Origin of the sequence: Microbacterium sp. (assembly GCF_036823965.1) — a bacterium.
Classification (GTDB): Bacteria; Actinomycetota; Actinomycetes; order Actinomycetales; family Microbacteriaceae; genus Microbacterium.
Genome location: NZ_DAITBE010000002.1, coordinates 37503 through 54287 on the forward strand (window position 1 = coordinate 37503; position 16785 = coordinate 54287).

The 16785-nt window shown below is 69.1% G+C and carries 17 protein-coding genes; 14 read left to right on the top strand and 3 right to left on the bottom strand.

What is annotated here, in order from left to right:
- Window positions 1-2 precede the first annotated feature (2 nt).
- The 6 genes from folB to V7Z82_RS04495 are packed head-to-tail and all read left to right on the top strand — an operon-like array spanning window position 3 to window position 4648.
- Window positions 3-398 (top strand): dihydroneopterin aldolase, encoded by a 396-nt coding sequence (folB, locus tag V7Z82_RS04470; protein WP_334148419.1) that lies wholly within the window; start codon window positions 3-5, stop codon window positions 396-398.
- On the top strand, window positions 395-934 hold the full coding sequence (gene folK / locus V7Z82_RS04475; RefSeq protein WP_334148421.1) for a 2-amino-4-hydroxy-6-hydroxymethyldihydropteridine diphosphokinase: 540 nt from the start codon (window positions 395-397) through the stop codon (window positions 932-934). Before folB ends, folK begins: the two co-directional genes overlap by 4 nt.
- Window positions 931-1413 carry a DUF3180 domain-containing protein gene (locus V7Z82_RS04480; protein ID WP_334148423.1) on the top strand — a complete coding sequence of 161 codons (483 nt, stop codon included), beginning with the start codon at window positions 931-933 and terminating at the stop codon, window positions 1411-1413. The genes folK and V7Z82_RS04480 overlap by 4 nt, the downstream gene beginning before the upstream one ends.
- The gene (locus V7Z82_RS04485; protein WP_334148425.1) at window positions 1364-1945 is read left to right on the top strand and encodes a PH domain-containing protein; all 582 of its coding nucleotides are present in this window, start codon (window positions 1364-1366) and stop codon (window positions 1943-1945) included. The genes V7Z82_RS04480 and V7Z82_RS04485 overlap by 50 nt, the downstream gene beginning before the upstream one ends.
- Entirely contained in the window at window positions 1942-3951 is a 2010-nt protein-coding gene (locus V7Z82_RS04490) for a PH domain-containing protein (protein ID WP_334148427.1), read from the top strand. The genes V7Z82_RS04485 and V7Z82_RS04490 overlap by 4 nt, the downstream gene beginning before the upstream one ends.
- Before the next feature lie 4 nt (window positions 3952-3955).
- Window positions 3956-4648 (top strand): DUF2520 domain-containing protein, encoded by a 693-nt coding sequence (locus V7Z82_RS04495; protein ID WP_334148429.1) that lies wholly within the window; start codon window positions 3956-3958, stop codon window positions 4646-4648.
- 138 nt (window positions 4649-4786) lie between these two features.
- Here the strand turns inward: V7Z82_RS04495 and V7Z82_RS04500 are convergent, their stop codons facing one another.
- Window positions 4787-6619 carry a DUF2207 domain-containing protein gene (locus tag V7Z82_RS04500; RefSeq protein ID WP_334148431.1) on the bottom strand — a complete coding sequence of 611 codons (1833 nt, stop codon included), beginning with the start codon at window positions 6617-6619 and terminating at the stop codon, window positions 4787-4789.
- An 82-nt stretch (window positions 6620-6701) separates the two neighbouring features.
- On the opposite strand from V7Z82_RS04500, the gene lysS reads away from it, so the two are divergent.
- A complete protein-coding gene (lysS, locus tag V7Z82_RS04505) occupies window positions 6702-8240 on the top strand; it encodes a lysine--tRNA ligase (protein WP_334148433.1) in 1539 nt (512 codons plus the stop codon).
- Here lysS and V7Z82_RS04510 read toward each other — a convergent pair.
- Window positions 8233-9372 (bottom strand): DUF4192 family protein, encoded by a 1140-nt coding sequence (locus tag V7Z82_RS04510; RefSeq protein WP_334148435.1) that lies wholly within the window; start codon window positions 9370-9372, stop codon window positions 8233-8235. The genes lysS and V7Z82_RS04510 overlap by 8 nt on opposite strands.
- 123 nt (window positions 9373-9495) lie before the next feature.
- On the opposite strand from V7Z82_RS04510, the gene V7Z82_RS04515 reads away from it, so the two are divergent.
- The 3 genes from V7Z82_RS04515 (at window position 9496) to V7Z82_RS04525 (ending at window position 12021) form a co-directional block, all read left to right on the top strand.
- On the top strand, window positions 9496-9669 hold the full coding sequence (locus tag V7Z82_RS04515) for a hypothetical protein (protein ID WP_170198223.1): 174 nt from the start codon (window positions 9496-9498) through the stop codon (window positions 9667-9669).
- A gap of 91 nt (window positions 9670-9760) precedes the next feature.
- Window positions 9761-11221 (top strand): cardiolipin synthase, encoded by a 1461-nt coding sequence (cls, locus tag V7Z82_RS04520; RefSeq protein ID WP_334148440.1) that lies wholly within the window; start codon window positions 9761-9763, stop codon window positions 11219-11221.
- Between the two features lie 59 nt (window positions 11222-11280).
- Window positions 11281-12021 (top strand): hypothetical protein, encoded by a 741-nt coding sequence (locus V7Z82_RS04525; protein ID WP_334148444.1) that lies wholly within the window; start codon window positions 11281-11283, stop codon window positions 12019-12021.
- Window positions 12022-12039: 18 nt separating this feature from the next.
- Here the strand turns inward: V7Z82_RS04525 and V7Z82_RS04530 are convergent, their stop codons facing one another.
- Window positions 12040-13035: a diacylglycerol/lipid kinase family protein gene (locus V7Z82_RS04530; RefSeq protein WP_334148445.1), complete on the bottom strand. Its 996-nt coding sequence runs from the start codon at window positions 13033-13035 to the stop codon at window positions 12040-12042.
- A 119-nt stretch (window positions 13036-13154) separates the two neighbouring features.
- On the opposite strand from V7Z82_RS04530, the gene V7Z82_RS04535 reads away from it, so the two are divergent.
- Genes V7Z82_RS04535 through V7Z82_RS04550 form a run of 4 tightly spaced genes read left to right on the top strand, consistent with a single transcriptional unit; the run spans window position 13155 to window position 16777 of the window.
- Complete coding sequence (locus V7Z82_RS04535) at window positions 13155-14108, top strand: MetQ/NlpA family ABC transporter substrate-binding protein (protein ID WP_334148447.1); 954 nt, start codon at window positions 13155-13157, stop codon at window positions 14106-14108.
- A gap of 43 nt (window positions 14109-14151) precedes the next feature.
- Window positions 14152-15177, top strand: coding sequence for a methionine ABC transporter ATP-binding protein (locus tag V7Z82_RS04540; protein WP_334148449.1), 1026 nt, complete (start codon window positions 14152-14154; stop codon window positions 15175-15177).
- A complete protein-coding gene (locus tag V7Z82_RS04545; RefSeq protein WP_334148451.1) occupies window positions 15171-15845 on the top strand; it encodes a methionine ABC transporter permease in 675 nt (224 codons plus the stop codon). The genes V7Z82_RS04540 and V7Z82_RS04545 overlap by 7 nt, the downstream gene beginning before the upstream one ends.
- On the top strand, window positions 15842-16777 hold the full coding sequence (locus V7Z82_RS04550; protein WP_334148453.1) for an NAD(P)/FAD-dependent oxidoreductase: 936 nt from the start codon (window positions 15842-15844) through the stop codon (window positions 16775-16777). The genes V7Z82_RS04545 and V7Z82_RS04550 overlap by 4 nt, the downstream gene beginning before the upstream one ends.
- The last annotated feature ends 8 nt before the right edge of the window (window positions 16778-16785 follow it).

Genomic DNA, 16785 nt, shown 5'->3' on the forward strand with positions numbered 1-16785 from the left:
GCATGGACACCCTCGACGAGATCGCCCTGACCGGCCTCACCGTGTTCGGGCGCCATGGCGTCTACGACCACGAGCGCGAGAACGGACAGGAGTTCACGATCGATCTGCGGCTGTCGATGTCGCTGGAGCAGGCGGCGTGGTCGGACGACGTCGCCGACACGGTGCACTACGGCGAGCTGGCGGAGAAGGTCGCGGCCGTCGTCGCAGGGGAGCCCGTCGACCTGATCGAGACGCTCGCATCGCGCATCGCCGATGTGGCGCTCGAGGACCAGCGCGTGCAGTTCACCACGGTGACGGTGCACAAGCCGCATGCGCCGATTCCGCTGACCTTCGCCGACGTCGCGGTCACCGTGCGTCGATCGCGCCGCGCCGCCGAACTCGAGGACATCACCGCATGAGCCGCAATCTGGCCAACCCGCCGCACATCCCGCCGTCCCGTCCAGGACGGCCCGAAGCGCTCGCCGTCGTCGCGCTCGGCGCCAATCTCGGCGACCGCGAACAGACGATCCGTGCTGCTGCTGAACGCATCGCACGCCTCCCACTGGTCAGCGACGTGCGGCTCTCCGCACTGTTCGAGACGGTCGCCGTGCGAGTCGACGGTCCGGACCCGGCTGCCCCGGGCTACATGAACGCCGTCGCCCACGTCATCACCCGCCTCGCACCGGAGATCCTCCTCGGCATGCTGCACGCGATCGAGGACGAGAACGGCCGGGAGCGCCACGAGCGCTGGGGTGACCGCACCCTCGACCTCGACCTGATCTCCTACGGCGACGTCGTCTCCGACGATCCCAGGGTGCAGCTGCCGCACCCCCGTGCATCCGAGCGCCTGTTCGTGCTCGAGCCCTGGCTCGACCTCGACCCGGATGCCGAGCTGATCGGTCATGGACGCATCGATGCCCTCGCGGATGAGCTGCGTGCCCGAGGCGAGGCATGAGGCGCACGTCGCTGGGCGTCCTCGTCCTGCTCGTGCTGCTCGGGGCGGGGGTCGGGTATCTGCTCGACCACATGCTCACCGCGGGCGGACGCTCGACGTTCACGCCGTCACTGCTGCTCCCGGTGCTGCTGCTCCTGATCGCCGTCGCAGCACTCGGCGTCGCGTGGCCGGTGCGGCACAGCGTGCGCACCGGCACCAGGATCGACCCGTTCCGGGCTCTGCGGGCTGCGACCCTCGCCCGTGCATCCAGCCTGGTCGGCGCGATCATGGCCGGGTTCGGGGCAGGACTGCTCGTGTTCCTGCTGTCACGTCCGATCGATCCGCCGGTAGGGTCGACAGTGGCCATGCTGGCGTTGATCGCGAGCGCGGTCGTGCTGGTGATCGCCGCACTCATCGCGGAACAGTTCTGCACTCTGCCTAAGGATCCTGATGACTCAGAACCCCGAGACCTCACCCCTGAACCCGGCGGAGGGCACTGATCTCCCAGCCCTCGACCAGGGGACGTACACGGCGCTGCGCACGTCCAAGCGCGAGGGGCGACTGGAGCTCGACGGCGTCTGGCATCAGATCTCGCCGCGCTACGTCGTCTCGCAGTTCGTGCAGAACGCGATCTTCCTCGCCGTGGTCATCGCAGCCGCGGTCGTGCTGAACATCGTGCTCGGGCAGGACTGGGTCTGGATCCCCGCCGGCGTGATCATCCTCATCACGCTCATCACGCTCATCATCCTGCCGCGCCAGGCGAGGGCGCTCGGCTACATGCTCCGCGCCGACGACATCGTGTTCCGCAAGGGCATCCTGTGGCAGCGCATGATCGCCGTGCCGTACGGGCGCATGCAGCTCGTCGACATCACGCAGGGGCCGCTCGACCGGGCCTTCGGCGTCTCGCAGCTGAAGATGGTCACTGCTGCAGCGACGACCGGCGTGCAGATCCCGGGGCTCACGCAGCCCGCTGCCGAGGCACTGCGCGACACCCTCATCGAGGTCGCCGAGAACCGCCGGACCGGCCTGTGAGCGAGCAGCAGTTCCCCGCGACGCCGCATCCTCCCCAGGATCCGGCGCCGCGCGGACAGGACTCGGCATCGCTCGCCGACGGCGAGTGGCATCGGATGCACCCGCTGACGCCGCTCTTCAAGGGCGGCCTGGCGCTGATCGTCATCGCCGGCATCGTGATCGCCAACATGCGCGATCGGGTCATCGCCTGGATGGTCGACATCTTCAGTCCCGAGTCGCACTACGGCGACTACACCGGCGGAGACCCCGTCGACTGGGTGTTCCGGAACAATCTGATCCTCATCGTGCTCGGCGGCGTGCTCGCACTGGTCATCGTGCTGATCCTGATCTTCTGGTTCATCTGGCGATTCCAGCAGTTCCGCATCACCGGCGATCACGTCGAGGTGCGCAAAGGCATCATCTTCCGCTCGCACCGACGTGCACCGCTCGACCGTGTGCAGGGCGTGAACCTCACGCGCCCGTTCCCTGCTCGCATCATCGGACTCGCCAAGCTCGAGGTCGTCGGCGCCGGCAACGACGCGAACGTCGAGCTCGAATACCTCGCGACCGGTCGCGCCGAGTCGGTTCGGTCCTCGATCCTGCGCCTCGCCTCCGGCGCTCGCGCGGCGCGGCAGGGCACCGCGGATCCGGCATCCGCGAACCCGGCCGCTCCGGCATCCGTCCGTGCCCAGCTCGTGGGCTCGATGAACGACGGCGTCACCGGACTGATCGCCGGCGTCGACCTCGAGGACGTCGCTCCGGAGAGCGTCGTCAAGATCCCCGCCGGCCGCCTCGTGGGCTCGCAGGTGATCTCCGGACTCCTCTGGCTGGTGTTCTTCGGTGTGATCTTCGCGATCGCGATCGGCAGCGTGGCCATCGGCGTGCTCTCCGACGGCGATCCGGAGGGCGGCGTGGTCCTGCTCGGGATCGGCCTCGGCATGGGCATCCCGTTCGTGATCGCCGCCGTCGGTATCACCTGGGCGCAGATCTCGAAGTCGCTGCGGTACTCGATCGCGCCGACGCCCGACGGCGTTCGCATCACCTACGGCCTGTTCACGACGGTCACCGAGACGCTCCCGCCCGGACGCATCTTCGCTGTCGAGGTGTCGCAGTCGCTGCTGTGGCGTCCGTTCGGCTGGTGGACCATCAAGATCAACCGCATGAGCGGCAAGAGCATCTCGCAGCAGCAGTCGGGCAGCGCGCAGCAGTTCAACATCGTGCTGCCGGTCGGCAAGCGCGCTGACGTGGAGCGCGTGCTCGGACTGATCCTGCCGGATGTGCCCGCCGGCGAGATCCCCTTCATCTGGGAGCACGGCGTGCTCGGCCCGGTCGAAGGCGATCCGTATCGCACGATGCCGCGTCGCGCCTGGTGGCGCCGACCGCTCTCGTGGAAGCGCCACGGATTCATGCTCACCGACTTCGGGCTGCTGCTGCGTCGCGGCGTCGTGTGGCGCAAGCTCGCGGTGTTCCCGCTCGCGCGTCTGCAGGGCGTCTCGCTCAATCAGGGGCCGATCGATCGGATGCAGCGGGTCTCGGGTGCACAGGTCCACACGGCACCCGGTCCGATCACGGGGATGCTCTCCGGACTCGAGCGTGACGATGCGCTCGCGCTGCTCGACGGCCTCAGTCGTGCTGCTGCTGCCGCCGCGATGCGAGACACGACGCACCGCTGGAGCGAGCACGCTGCGGCTGCGCAGCCGACGGCCCAGCCTGCTCCGCCGACCGGATATCCGGCAGCACCGAACCAGGATGCCCCGGCGTGGCCGACGGCACCTCCCGCCGGTCAGCCCATCTGGCCTGCGCCGCCGGCACCGACCGGCCCGCCTGTGTGGGCTGCGCCGCCTGCGCCTCCCGTGACCCCACCGCCTGCTGCGCCTCCCGTGACCCCACCGCCTGCTGCACCGCCTGCTGCGCCTCCGGCGCCGCCGAGCGTTGCCCCTGCGCCGCCGGCTGCTCCGGTCGCTCCGCCGGCGCCTCCCGCGACGCGTCGATCCTCACGGCCTCCGGCGCCGCCGACCGAGGACTGACCCGGTGGTGCGCGACGGGCGCCTCGGCGTCGGCATCATCGGCGCGGGTCGCGTCGGTCCGGTGATCGGTGCTGCCCTCGGCGGCGCTGGGCATGCGGTCGTCGGGATCACCAGCGGGTCTGATGACGAGCGTGCCTCGGCGGTGCTCCCCGACGTCCCGGTGCTGGACGCGCTCGAGATCGTGCGCCGCGCCGAGCTCGTCGTGCTCGCCGTGCCGCACGCCGAACTGCCGTCGCTCGTGGCGGGGATCGCCGAGGTCGGCGGGTGGCAGGTCGGTCAGCTCGTGCTGCACACCGACCCCGCCTACGGCATCGAGGTGCTGCGACCGGCGGCCGAGCGCGGCGCGATCCCGCTGGCCGTGCACCCGGCGATCACGTTCACCGGAACCTCGATCGATCTCCGGCAGCTGCCGGCCAGCTTCGCCGCGGTGACGGCCCCGGCGGCCGTGCTGCCCATCGCGCAGGCGCTCGCGGTCGAGATGGGCTGCGAGCCGGTGGTCATCGCCGAGCAGGACCGCGCGGTCTATGCCGACGCGATCCAGGCCGCGGCGGACTTCTCCCGGTCGATCATCGGCCAGTCGACGGCGCGGCTCCGCGAGATCGGCGTGGAGAATCCCGGCGGCTACCTCTCGGCGCTGGTGCAGTCCACGGTCGAGCGCGCGCTGCGCGAAGCATCCGATCCGCCGCCCCTGCTCTGAGCCTCGCTCGCGACCTTCGCTCCCGACGCCGCTCGCTCCGCGGAGGTGTCGCACCCGGCCGCATCGCGCCGCCGGTAGCGGCACTGTGCGACACCTGCGAGCGCGATGCACCGAGCGATGCTCGGCGAATGCTGCGGCTCAGCGACCGCCCGAGAAGCCGCCGCCGCCACCGCCGCCGGAGAAGCCGCCGCCGAAGGATCCACCGGCGCTCGACGAGCTGCCGGCCGACGGCGCGGTGTACGTCGCCGCCGCGTGCGATGACACCGCGAAGACGGCGAGCTGCGTCCGCAGGAACGGCGATGTCGGGTCGCCGATCCACCCGGCGCCGCGCTGCTCGTGCGAGTAGACGAATTCGAGCACGCGGCCCCACTCGTCCTCCATGCCGAACAGCATCGCGTAGGGGAGGAGCCGCTCGTACAGCACGATGACGTTCGCGCTGCCGTCCTGGCGGCGCTCGGCGCCGCTGTACGACTGCAGCATCTGCAGCCGGTCGGCCTCGGCGACGCGGATGAACTCCTTCACGCCCAGCAGGTACTCGAGCTCGCGCGCACCTTCGACGGTCAGCACCGTGTGCTTCGAGAAGGTGTAGAAGCTCGAGATCATCACCAGCACAGCTCCGAAGGCAATGGCGACGAGGGCGGGGATCGCCGAGTCGCGTCCGCTGATCACGCCCCAGAACGCGAGCGCGAGGCCGACGACCGTGACACCGATGGCGCACCACTGCAGGATCATCGCGCCACGAGAGCGCGCGGTGGTGGTGAACCCTTGCGACGTCGCCGCCGCGACGCCGCTGCTCACGAGCCCGCCCATGCGGGCAGCGAACGACTCGCTCTCGGCCGGGAGGTCGATCACATCGTCCGAGTCAGCGCCGACGAACAGCGCATCGAGGGCCTGCACGTCGAGCTGGTCGGGGATGGGCGTGCCGGGCAACCGCCGGAGGCGTGGGCGCTCGGTGTCATCGCTCTCCTCGATGCGCAGCGTGCCCCGGACCGCGAGGTGCACGATCTCGGCTGGCACCGGATCCTTCGCACCGGGGATGAGGGCTGCGGCGAGCAGCGGCGGCATCCGGTCCGGCACGTCGTACTGAGCGACGATGATGCCGTCGGCGACCCTGCGACGTCGCGTGAACAGCGAGACCGCGACCCACCCCCCGGCCGAGAGGCCGGCTGCTCCGACCGCGCCGACGACGGGCACGACGTCGGCCAGCGGGTTCGGCTGGCGTGCCGGGGCCGGCGCCGCGGTGCCGGCTTCGAAGCCGATCGCGACCGTGACGCCGTCGCCGGCCGGGCGCTGGCCGGACTCCACACGGAACACCGCCGCGCCGTTCTCCATCTCGGGCCCCTGCAGATCGCACTCGTCGGTCGAACCGGAGGCCCCGGTGTAGCACCGCGCTGATCCGGTGAGCCGATCGCCCATCGCGGCGTCGACCGCGATCGATGCGCGGAAGCGTTCGATCGCCTGCGTGCTGTCGAGGGGGAGGAGGTCCCAATAGAACTCGTCGACGCCGGTGTCGGCTGCGAGCACGACATCGCGCATCGTGTACTCGATCACGTACGTCGTGAGGCCGTGCACGAAGTCGTCGTCGCCGGTCGACAGGTACAGCACGCCGTCGTCGGTCTCGGTCTCGTACGCGACCTCGGCGCCGTTCTCGTCGGTGACCGAGAGGACGGTGGTGTCGATGCGGGCGCCCTCGTAGCCGGTCGGGAGTCCGCGGACGATGCCCCGGTTCTGGTCGAGATCCGGGAAACGGGCGACGAGGGTCTCGGTCACGTGCAGCCGCGAGCGGCCATCGTCATCGAGGCTCAGCTCGTACTGCGCATCCCACGATGCGTACGAGAAGTCGTTCACATCGGCGGAGACAGAGGACTCCACGACCGGCGCCGATGCCGCGGTCGCGGCGGTCGGCATCACGAGTCCGGCGACGGTGAGAGCGACAACGGCGAGCAGGCGGATGATCCGTGTGGAGGCCATGCTTCGAGGCTACCCAGCGGGCGCTCGCTGGCGATCACCCCACCTCGGTAAACTGGGAACGACTTTTCAAGGAGCCCCGCACATGACTGACGCGTCCGCCGCGCCCGAGCAGAACCCGACCGACCCCGCAGCGGTCGGCGACGATGACATCCACGAGCAGAAGGCAGTGCGTCTCGCGAAGCGCGAGCGTCTGATCGAGAAGCGCGCGGATGCCGGTGGCGGCGCATTCCCGGTGAGCGTCCCCGTGACGCATGGGATCCCCGCGCTGCGCGCCGAGTACGGCGAGCTGGAGGCCGGCGCCGAGACCGGCGTGCAGGTCGGCGTCGCCGGTCGTGTGGTGTTCAGCCGCAACACCGGCAAGCTGTGCTTCGCCACGCTCCAGGCCGGCGACGGCTCGCGCATCCAGGCGATGATCTCGCTCGCGAACGTCGGCGAGGAGTCGCTGGCGGACTGGAAGGAATACGTCGACCTGGGCGACCACGTGTTCGTGCACGGCGAGGTGATCTCGAGCCGCCGCGGCGAGCTGTCGATCATGGCCGATGCCTGGGCGATCGCCGCGAAGGCGATCCTTCCGCTGCCGAACGCCTACGCCGAGCTCAGCGAAGAGGGTCGTGTGCGCAGCCGGTATCTCGACTTGATCGTGCGTGAGCAGGCCCGCACCACGGTGCGCGCCCGCGCCGCGGTCAACGCCAGCCTTCGTGCGACGTTCACCTCGCACGACTACCTCGAGGTCGAGACGCCCATGCTGCAGGTGCAGCACGGCGGCGCCTCGGCTCGCCCCTTCGTCACGCACTCGAACGCCTTCGACACCGAGCTCTACCTGCGCATCGCGCCCGAGCTGTACCTGAAGCGCGCCGTGGTCGGCGGCATCGAGCGCGTGTACGAGATCAACCGCAACTTCCGCAACGAGGGCGCCGACTCCACGCACAGCCCCGAGTTCGCGATGCTCGAGGCGTACCAGGCGTACGGCGACTACAACCAGATGGCGGGCCTGACCCAGGAGCTCGTGCAGCAGGCTGCGATCGCGGTCGCCGGCTCCACCACCGTCACCTGGGCCGACGGCACCGAGTACGACCTCGGCGGCGAGTGGGATCGCATCTCGATGTACGAGTCGCTGTCTGCGGCCTCCGGCCGCACCGTCACCCCGCAGGACTCCGTCGAGGATCTCATCGCCTTCGCCGAGGCGAACGGCGTCGATCTCCCTCCGCAGGCCACCCACGGCAAGCTCGTCGAGGAGCTGTGGGAGCACTTCGTGAAGGGCGACCTGGTCCGCCCCACGTTCGTGATGGACTTCCCCGTCGACACCTCGCCTCTTGTGCGCGAGCACCGTTCGATCTCAGGCGTCGTCGAGAAGTGGGACCTGTATATCCGCGGATTCGAGCTGGCGACGGGATACTCCGAGCTCGTCGACCCGGTCATCCAGCGAGAGCGCTTCGTCGAGCAGTCGAAGCTCGCCGCCCGAGGCGATGTCGAGGCCATGCCCGTCGATGAGGAGTTCCTGCGCGCCCTCGAGCACGGCATGCCGCCGTCCGGTGGCATGGGCATGGGCATCGACCGCCTGATCATGGCGATCACCGGGCTGGGCATCCGCGAGACGATCCTCTTCCCGCTGGTCAAGTAGCGGCACCGTCGACGAGCGGGGCGTTCCCTCGGCGGAACGCCCACTCCGGCAGCACCGCCGCGTCGACCATCGTCTGCAGCAGAGCGGCGAGCCCGTACTCCGGGTCGATCTCGCGCACCAGGTCGAGGTAGTGCGCTGCGTGGCTGGAGCGTCCGAGGGCCCACGACAACCATGCCGCCGCAGTGAGCGGACCCGGCCGCGCCGATCGAGGCGCGGCTGCGGCCGCATGACGGACCACCGTGAGCGCGAGCCGCAGCCGGTCCCGGTCTGGCACCGGCCCCATGCCGAGGAACACCGCGCCGAGATCGTCGGTGAGCGCTCGTCCGTAGTGCGCGAAGGCGAGCTGCGCTTCCAGGGTGCGCGCGCCTCCGTGCAGATCGGTGGCCCACTGCGCGATCGCGACGTCACGGAACACCGGTCGCTCCAGGCACCACAGCAGCGCCGCGATCGCGTACGTGGGGTTGGTGTCCGGATGCTCGAGCAGCGCCTCGAAGAAGGCGGGGATGTCGTCGAGCGACACCAGCGCCGCGAGCGCCTGCGGGTTCTCCCGCCCGGTCACCCCGCCACCTGCATCGTGGTCGATCACCTCGGCGATGTCGCGCAGCGCGCTGCCGACCCGCTCCTTGCACGCGAGATCGGCTCTTGGGAGTGCGAGCCCGGTCAGCTGATCGCCGGCGACGTCGCCGACCCCTGGCACCTCGGGCGTCGGGGGCAGCGAATCCAAGGCGCCCAGCTGCGGATCGTCGACCAGATAGCTCGACCAGCCGTCGGGAGTGACGCACAGCGCATCGACGACGCGCAGCCCGGTGTCCTCGGCGCATCCGAGCACCTCGTCGACGGCGACCGCGAAGGGCAGCACCAGACCATCGGGCGTGGCTTCGGGGCGCTCATCGGTGTACACGACCAGCGCCACGGCATCCGTTCCATCCAGGCGAGCGATCAGACCGATCGCGGCATCCGCGTACTGCGCGAGGTTCGTCTCGTCCGCCGGCAGGTCGAGTCGCATCGCACCGTGCGAGCGACTGCCGTGGAACGGGAGGAGGACGATGCTGCGGCGCGGAGTGAAGCCGGCCAGTGCGGGGACGATGCCGAGGAAGTCGGCGGAATCTGAGGCGTGGAGAACCGTGGTCATGCAGCGAGTGTCGTCGTGCCGTGGTGGTGCGGACGCCGAATCGAGTGGCTGTGGACGCGTTCCGCGTCGATCCCTGATTGGGGACGAGAAGTCGAGGGCACAGCGGGCGCGTACGATAGGAGGATGGAGAACTTCTGGCTCGCGGTCGCATGGTCGCTGCTGCCGACCGTCGGGGTCAGCATCGTCTTCTTCATGGTCGTCCGCGGCATCCTCCGCTTCGACCGCACCGAGCGCAAGGTGCACGCGCAGATCGAGGCCGAGGAGCGCGCAGCGCGAGGCCTCCCTCCCCGCTCCTGAGCGACGTCGCAGCCATCGGCTACTGTGTAGCCAACGCGCAGGCGAGGGCGCGGACCCGCGGTGATCGACGCCGCATCAGTGAGGGGACACCATGACGCCGGAGACCTGGGCATGGTGGATCACCGCGTTCCTCCTGGTGCTGGATCTCACCATCCGCATCACGGCCATCATCGTCATCCCCCGCAACCGGCGTCCGACCGCGGCCATGGCGTGGCTGCTCGCGGTCTTCTTCATCCCCTTCGTGGGCGTCTTCCTCTTCCTGTTGATCGGCAACCCGCGGCTCCCGCGGGCGCGTCGTCGCAAGCAGGATCAGATCAACGAGTACATCGCCGAGACCAGCGAGCATCTGCACTTCGGCACGCTGCGTCCGCACGCCCCCGACTGGTTCGGACCGATCGTGCAGATGAACCAGTCGCTGGGTGCGCTTCCGCTCTCGGGTGACAACGGTGCGCACCTCATCTCCGACTACCAGGAGTCGCTCGACGACATGGCTGACGCCATCCGCGCGGCCGAGGAGTACGTGCACGTCGAGTTCTACATCCTGCAGTCGGACCAGTCCACGGACAATTTCTTCCGTGCCCTCGAAGAGGTCTCAGCCAGAGGCGTCGAGGTGCGCGTGCTGCTCGACCACTGGGCGAACCGCTGGAAGCCGCGATACAAGGCGACGATCCGGCGGCTCAACGCCATGAAGGCCGACTGGCACCTGATGCTGCCGGTGCAGCCGCTGAGGGGACGGATGCAGCGTCCCGACCTGCGCAACCACCGCAAGCTCCTCGTGGTCGACGGCAAGATCGCGTACCTCGGCTCGCAGAACGTCACGGATTCGACCTACAACCTGCCGAAGAACATCAAGCGCGGCCTGCACTGGGTCGATCTGATGGTGCGACTCGACGGGCCGGTCGTGCTGAGCGTGAACGCCATCTTCGTGGCCGACTGGTACAGCGAGACCGACACCGTGCTGGAGGGCATCGACATCAGCCATGCCGACATCGGCTCCGGCGACCTCGACTGCCAGGTGGTGCCGTCTGGCCCGGGGTTCGAGGTCGAGAACAACCTGCGCCTGTTCCTCGCGCTGCTCTACTCCGCCAAGAAGCGGATCATGATCGTCAGTCCGTACTTCGTGCCGGACGAGGCACTGCTGCTCGCGGTCACCGCCGCGGTCGACCGTGGCGTGGAGGTCGAGCTCTTCGTGTCCGAGGAGGGCGACCAGGCGATGGTCTACCACGCCCAACGCAGCTACTACGAGGTGCTGCTCAAGTCGGGCGTGCGCATCTGGATGTATCGCAAGCCGTACATCCTGCACACCAAGAGCCTCACGATCGACGACGAGGTCGCAGTGATCGGGTCGAGCAACATGGACATGCGATCCTTCGGTCTGAACCTCGAGGTGTCGATGCTCGTGCGCGGTCAGGAGTTCGTCGCCGAGATGCGCGAGGTGGAGGACAAGTACCGCTCGCTCAGCCGGGAGCTGACGCTCGAGGAGTGGATGCAGCAGCCGTTGCGTTCCACGGTGCTCGACAACCTCGCTCGACTGACCTCGGCGCTGCAGTAGCTCGGAGGTCCGCCGAGTATCGGGATGAATCCGGAATATCGGACGAGTACCCTGTGACCATGGCCACACGCACGCGTCTCGCAGTCGTCTTCTCGTCCCTCGCCGCCGTCCTGCTGGTCGCTGCCGGCTGCACCGCGACCCCTGGTGCCGAGTCGCCGACGAGCTCGCCGGCGCCCAGCTCCGGAGCGAGCGGTGAGGACGTCAACGACGTCGAGGCGACGCTGTTGGACGACGGCCGCATGTTCGCAGTCGTCACCTGGGGCTCGTCGGGCTGCGTGCCGCAGGTCGATGAGGTCTCGGCGGACGGACAGACCGTCACGGTGACGCTGGTGGAGCTCGAGAGCGAGGACGGCGGAGAGAAGGCGTGCACCACCGACTTCGCGCCGCGAGCGAGCGTCGGCGCGCTGCCGGAAGGCGTCGATCCCACGCAGGACATCACACTGCAGGTGACCTATGGCGAGATCGCTGACGACGTCGACCTCGACGGCAGCGCCGACTTCACTGGCACGCCCGGTGGCTCGACCGAGTACCAGCCGACAGCAGGCTGGTTCGACGACGGCAGCCTGGTGCTCCTCACCTGGGGTTCCTCGTCCTGCGCTCCGGTGGTCGAGTCGGTCGAAGGATCCGGCAACGCGGGCACCGTGACCTTCGTCACGGACGAGGACAAGATGTGCACGATGGACATGGCGCCGCGGGCGACGATCATCGCATTCGGCGACGACGCTGTGGAGGACGACGGCTTCATGCTCACGCTCACCGGAGGCGGGCTCGAGGGCACCGTCTCGGTCCAGAACAGCTGACCGCGCTGACGGTGCGCGTCAGAGCGAGTCGACCGGGTGCCCGGCCGGCAGCGCGAGCAGCAGCGCAGACGGGTCGACGCGGCAGGTGATGCGGACTGCCTCGCCGAACTCGTCACCGTCGAGCTCGATCGGCGTCGGCCCGGGGGCTGCGGCTTCCGCGGCGAGACCGCGGAAGTAGTGCACAGAGGCATCCTTGCCCCGGCGTTCGAGCACGCGCCGGCCGGCGCGGGAGCGCCTGAGCACCGAGTTGTCCCACCAGATCTTGCGCCAGACCCCGAGCCAGCCGAGCACCCCGGTCGGCTGGATCACGGCGACGTCGAGCGTGGCATCCGTGACCGAGGCGTCGGGGATCAGCGCGATGCCTGCCGGCAGCGTGCCGCAGTTCGCGAACAGGATGCTGTACACCTTCGTCGAATGCAGGCGGCCCTCATCGACCTGGTGCACGGCCCTGAACGGCTTCGCCGTCGCGAGTGAGCGTGCGGCGCCGTCGACATAGGCGATCCAGCCGACCGACTTCTTGAGATCGGGTCGGGTGTTCGCGATCATGTCGGCATCGAGCCCGATCCCGGCGAGCACCACGAAGGCGTGCTCCGATTCCGTTGCGTCGGCGCGGGTGAGCTTGGCCCAGCCGATGTCGATCGGATGCCGGAAATCGCCGAGCGCGGCACGGATCATCTCGGCAGGGTCGCCCAGCGGAAGCCCGAGGTTGCGCGCGAGCAGGTTGCCGGTTCCGCTCGGAAGGATCGCGAGCGGAACGCCCGTGTTCGCGATCGCCTCCGACACGGCACGCACGGTGCCGTCGCCGCCGGCGACGAGCACGACGTCGACGCCGCGTTCGAGCGCCGCCGCCGTCGCGGCCTGCCCTGCATCCTCGATCGTGGTCGTGTAGAACGCCGGATGCTCCCACCCGGCCTCGCGACTCAGGTCCTTCACGGACGCCCGCAGCCGCTTCTCGTCGACCTTGATCGGGTTGTAGATGAGCGCTGCCTGGCGTCGAAGTGCAGGCGTCGTCATGGCGCTACTCTAAACCCGGCATCCGCCGGTCGAATCCCCCAGCGGAGGATCCACCAGTATGTCGGTGTGTGACCGCGAGGCTCGTGGGGCCCGGTGCTCCGCCGCTAACGTCAGGAGTCATGTCAGAGCAGAGCCACACCCCGAACGAGATCGACGCGCACTTCGCGCAGCAGAAGAAGCGCAGGCGGCTGTGGCTGATCGGCGGCGCAGTCGCTGCGGTCGTCGTGGCGGCCGCGATCGTCATCCCGATCGTGGTGCAGAACTCCGGTCCGGAAGCGGGAGGGGACGGTGATCTGATCCCGCTCACGATCGCCGACACGGCCCAGAGCGACTTCCAGGACGCGATCATCGAGGTCGGACGCGAGAACGGTCTCGACCTCACCTTCGTGAACTTCGACGACCCGTATCTGCCGAACACCGCGCTCGTGGAGGGCGAGGTCGACGGCAACTCGTTCCAGCACGTCGCCTGGCTCAGCCAGTTCAACAAGGAGAACGGCTCCGACATCACGCCGGTCTTCTCGACCGTCATCTCCGCGTGGGGCCTGTTCTCCGACGACCTCGACTCGGCCGACAGCATCCCCGACGGTGCCAAGGTCGCCGTGCCGGACGACCCGGCCAACTTCTCGCGTTCGCTGTTCATCCTGCAGACCGCAGGGGTCATCGAGGTCGACGAGGACGCAGGTGTGTTCCCCACCGAGGAGGACATCACGTCGAACCCCCGCGGGATCGAGCTCGTGCGCATCGCCCACGAGTCGGTGCAGACGAGTTACAGCGATCCGGCGATCTCGGCGGTCGTGATCGCGACCGACGACTTCGACCCTGCGCTCGAGATCACGAGTGACGACGCCCTCGTGCTCGAGGACTCGTCGGCCACGACGTCGAGCCCCTACGTGATCGTGGTCGCGACGACCGCCGACCGCGCCGATGACCCGGCCTGGGCGCTGCTCGAGAAGACGTACCGCGACACGCGCGTGGTCCAGGCCCTCGAAGAGGAGAAGCGCGGCGAGGCAACGATCGTCGAGCTGCCGGTCGACGATCTGCGGGCAGCGCTCGCCGAGCTCGTCGCGCAATAACTGCCGCAGTGCCGGCACGCCGCACGATCAGACCGAGGTTCGAATGACAGAGCGCATCCAGCTGTCCGGGGTGTCGAAGGACTATCCGGCGCGAGGCAAGGGTGAGCCCGTCCGTGTGCTCCGCGACATCGACATCTCGGTTCGGGCAGGCGAGGTCTACGGCCTGATCGGGCGCTCCGGGGCTGGCAAGTCGACGCTGCTGCGCATGATCAACGGGCTCGAGGCGCCGACGGAGGGTCGTGTGCTCGTCGACGGCGTGGACGTGCAGTCGCTTGCTCCCGCCGAGCTGCGCACGCTGCGGCACGGCATCGGCATGGTGTTCCAGCAGTTCAACCTGTGGAACTCGCGCACGGTCTTCAGCAACATCGCCACGCCGCTCACGCTCGCAGGGTGGAAGGACGAGCAGATCTCCCGCCGCGTGGGCGAGCTGCTCGACTTCGTCGGACTCGGCGGCAAGGCGTTTGCGCGTCCGCGGCAGCTCTCCGGCGGTCAGAAGCAGCGCGTCGGCATCGCGAGGGCGATCGCGGCGAAGCCCTCGGTGCTGCTGGCCGACGAGGCGACCAGCGCCCTCGACCCGCAGACCACGACGGAGATCGTCGACCTGCTGCGTTCGGTGAACCAGGAGTTCGGCATCACGATCGTGGTGGTGACGCACGAGATGGATGTGATGAGTCAGCTCGCCGACCGTGTCTCCATCCTCAGCGACGGTGATGTGGTGGAGTCCGGCGACATCCATCAGATCCTCGCCCGTCCACAGCATCCGGTGACGGCGAACCTCGTCGGCTCGTACACGCGGACCTTCCTGAGCGAACGGGATCGCGCCGAGCTCGCCTCGCAGTTCGCTGGCAGACGGATCTCGGTCGCGATGGACGGCGTGATCGCCGAGGGGCCGCTGCTGTCCTCGCTCGCCCGCGCGCACGCGGTCGATTTCTCCATCATCCAGGGCGGTGTCGCTCGCGTGAAGCATCTGCCGTACGGTCAGCTCAGCCTCGCCCTGCACGGAGACGGTGCCGCGATCGATCGGTTCCTCGCAGAGCTCGAGACCAGGACGACGGTGACGACATGGTGACGCTCGCGCTCCTCGACCTCGACGTCGTGATCCCCAAGGTCGCGCGCGCCCTCGGCGAGACGCTGTTCATGGTCACCGTGGCCTTCTTCCTGGCCTCCGTGATCGGACTGATCCTCGGGATCTTCCTGTACGCGACGCGACCCGGCCAGCTGCTGCACAGCCGCGTGGTCCACACGATCCTGAACATCGTCGTGAACACGCTGCGACCGATCCCGTTCATCATCCTGCTCATCGCGCTCACACCGCTCACCCGTGCGCTGATCGGCACGAGCATCGGCCCTGCTGCTGCGATCCTCCCGCTCACGATCGCGGCATCCGTCGGCATCGCACGTGTCGCCGAGTCGAATCTCGTGGCCGTCGATCCAGGCGTCGTGGAAGCGGCGAAGGCGTTCGGCGCCTCGCCGCTGCACATCCTGTTCGGCTTCGTCGTGCGTGAGGCCTTCGGCCCGCTGCTGCTCTCACTGACGTTCATCTTCGTGGCGCTGATCGACGCGACAGCTGTGGCCGGCGTGGTCGGCGGTGGTGGGCTCGGGAACCTGGCGCTCACCTACGGCTATCAGCGCTTCGACTATGCGGTCATGATCCTGATCATCATCGTGCTGATCGCCCTGGTGCAGCTGGTGCAGTTCATCGGCAACCGCATCGCGCGGCACTTCATCGACGGATGACCGGCGCAGGGAGTCCTCGCCGGATCGCCGTCGTCGGTGCCGGCGTCATCGGAGCGTCCATCGCCGCGCGCGTCGCGGGGCGCGGAACCGAGGTCGTGCTGCTGTCGGCCGAGACCGCAGGCAGCACGCCGGTGTCACGAGCGAGCTTCGCCTGGGTCAACTCCCACGCGAAGCGACCGGATGCGTATCGCCGTCTGAACGAGGAAGGCCGCCGCCTCCACGCCGAAGGCTCGGCCGCGCGCGAGACGCCGTGGTTCCACCGGGTCGGCGCCGAGATCGACGGCGTCGAGTATCCGGATGACGGCTACGTCGACACGAGTGCGTTCCTCGCCGCGCAGCTCGACGATCTCGCTGCGGCCGGGGGAGTGCTGCGCGACGACACGGCGGTCGACTCGCTGGAGCACGTGCGCGACCTGCTCGGACCCGTCGATCTGATCGCGGTCGCGGCCGGAGCCGGCACCGCCACCCTGCTCGGCGACAGGACGGAGCCGAGGCTGACGAGTTCGACCGGAGACGACGGCTTCCTCGCGAGGATCGACATGTCCGAGCATCCGATCGACCGCATCCGCTCGATCAGCGGACTGCAGGTGCGCCCCGACGGTCCTGGGCGCTTCGCGGCGCAGAGCCTCGACATCGAGGCCGAGCTGCGTCGCACCGGCGGGACCGCATCCGTCAGCACGGTCTGGCCCGCGCTGCGCGCCGAGCTCGAGCGTGCGCTCGACTGGCGCATCCCGGAAGACGCGGTGGTGCGCGTCGACCACGCGATCCGTCCCCACGCCGCCGACGGTCTGCCGCTCATCGGCCGCGTCGCCGAGGATGTGTATGTCGCGCTCACGCACAGCGGCGTCACGCTCGCCCCGCTGCTCGCCGAGCTGATCGCCCGCGATCTGCACGGTGACGCCGATCCACGACTCGATCCCTTCCGCCCCTGACCCGATCG

Coding starts and splice junctions, on each gene's coding strand:
- folB (WP_334148419.1), top strand. CDS start 3: ATGGACACCCTCGACGAGATCGCCCTGACCGGCCTCACCGTGTTCGGG.
- folK (WP_334148421.1), top strand. CDS start 395: ATGAGCCGCAATCTGGCCAACCCGCCGCACATCCCGCCGTCCCGTCCA.
- V7Z82_RS04480 (WP_334148423.1), top strand. CDS start 931: ATGAGGCGCACGTCGCTGGGCGTCCTCGTCCTGCTCGTGCTGCTCGGG.
- V7Z82_RS04485 (WP_334148425.1), top strand. CDS start 1,364: ATGACTCAGAACCCCGAGACCTCACCCCTGAACCCGGCGGAGGGCACT.
- V7Z82_RS04500 (WP_334148431.1), bottom strand. CDS start 6,619: ATGGCCTCCACACGGATCATCCGCCTGCTCGCCGTTGTCGCTCTCACC.
- lysS (WP_334148433.1), top strand. CDS start 6,702: ATGACTGACGCGTCCGCCGCGCCCGAGCAGAACCCGACCGACCCCGCA.
- V7Z82_RS04510 (WP_334148435.1), bottom strand. CDS start 9,372: ATGACCACGGTTCTCCACGCCTCAGATTCCGCCGACTTCCTCGGCATC.
- V7Z82_RS04515 (WP_170198223.1), top strand. CDS start 9,496: ATGGAGAACTTCTGGCTCGCGGTCGCATGGTCGCTGCTGCCGACCGTC.
- cls (WP_334148440.1), top strand. CDS start 9,761: ATGACGCCGGAGACCTGGGCATGGTGGATCACCGCGTTCCTCCTGGTG.
- V7Z82_RS04525 (WP_334148444.1), top strand. CDS start 11,281: ATGGCCACACGCACGCGTCTCGCAGTCGTCTTCTCGTCCCTCGCCGCC.
- V7Z82_RS04530 (WP_334148445.1), bottom strand. CDS start 13,035: ATGACGACGCCTGCACTTCGACGCCAGGCAGCGCTCATCTACAACCCG.
- V7Z82_RS04535 (WP_334148447.1), top strand. CDS start 13,155: ATGTCAGAGCAGAGCCACACCCCGAACGAGATCGACGCGCACTTCGCG.
- V7Z82_RS04540 (WP_334148449.1), top strand. CDS start 14,152: ATGACAGAGCGCATCCAGCTGTCCGGGGTGTCGAAGGACTATCCGGCG.
- V7Z82_RS04545 (WP_334148451.1), top strand. CDS start 15,171: ATGGTGACGCTCGCGCTCCTCGACCTCGACGTCGTGATCCCCAAGGTC.
- V7Z82_RS04550 (WP_334148453.1), top strand. CDS start 15,842: ATGACCGGCGCAGGGAGTCCTCGCCGGATCGCCGTCGTCGGTGCCGGC.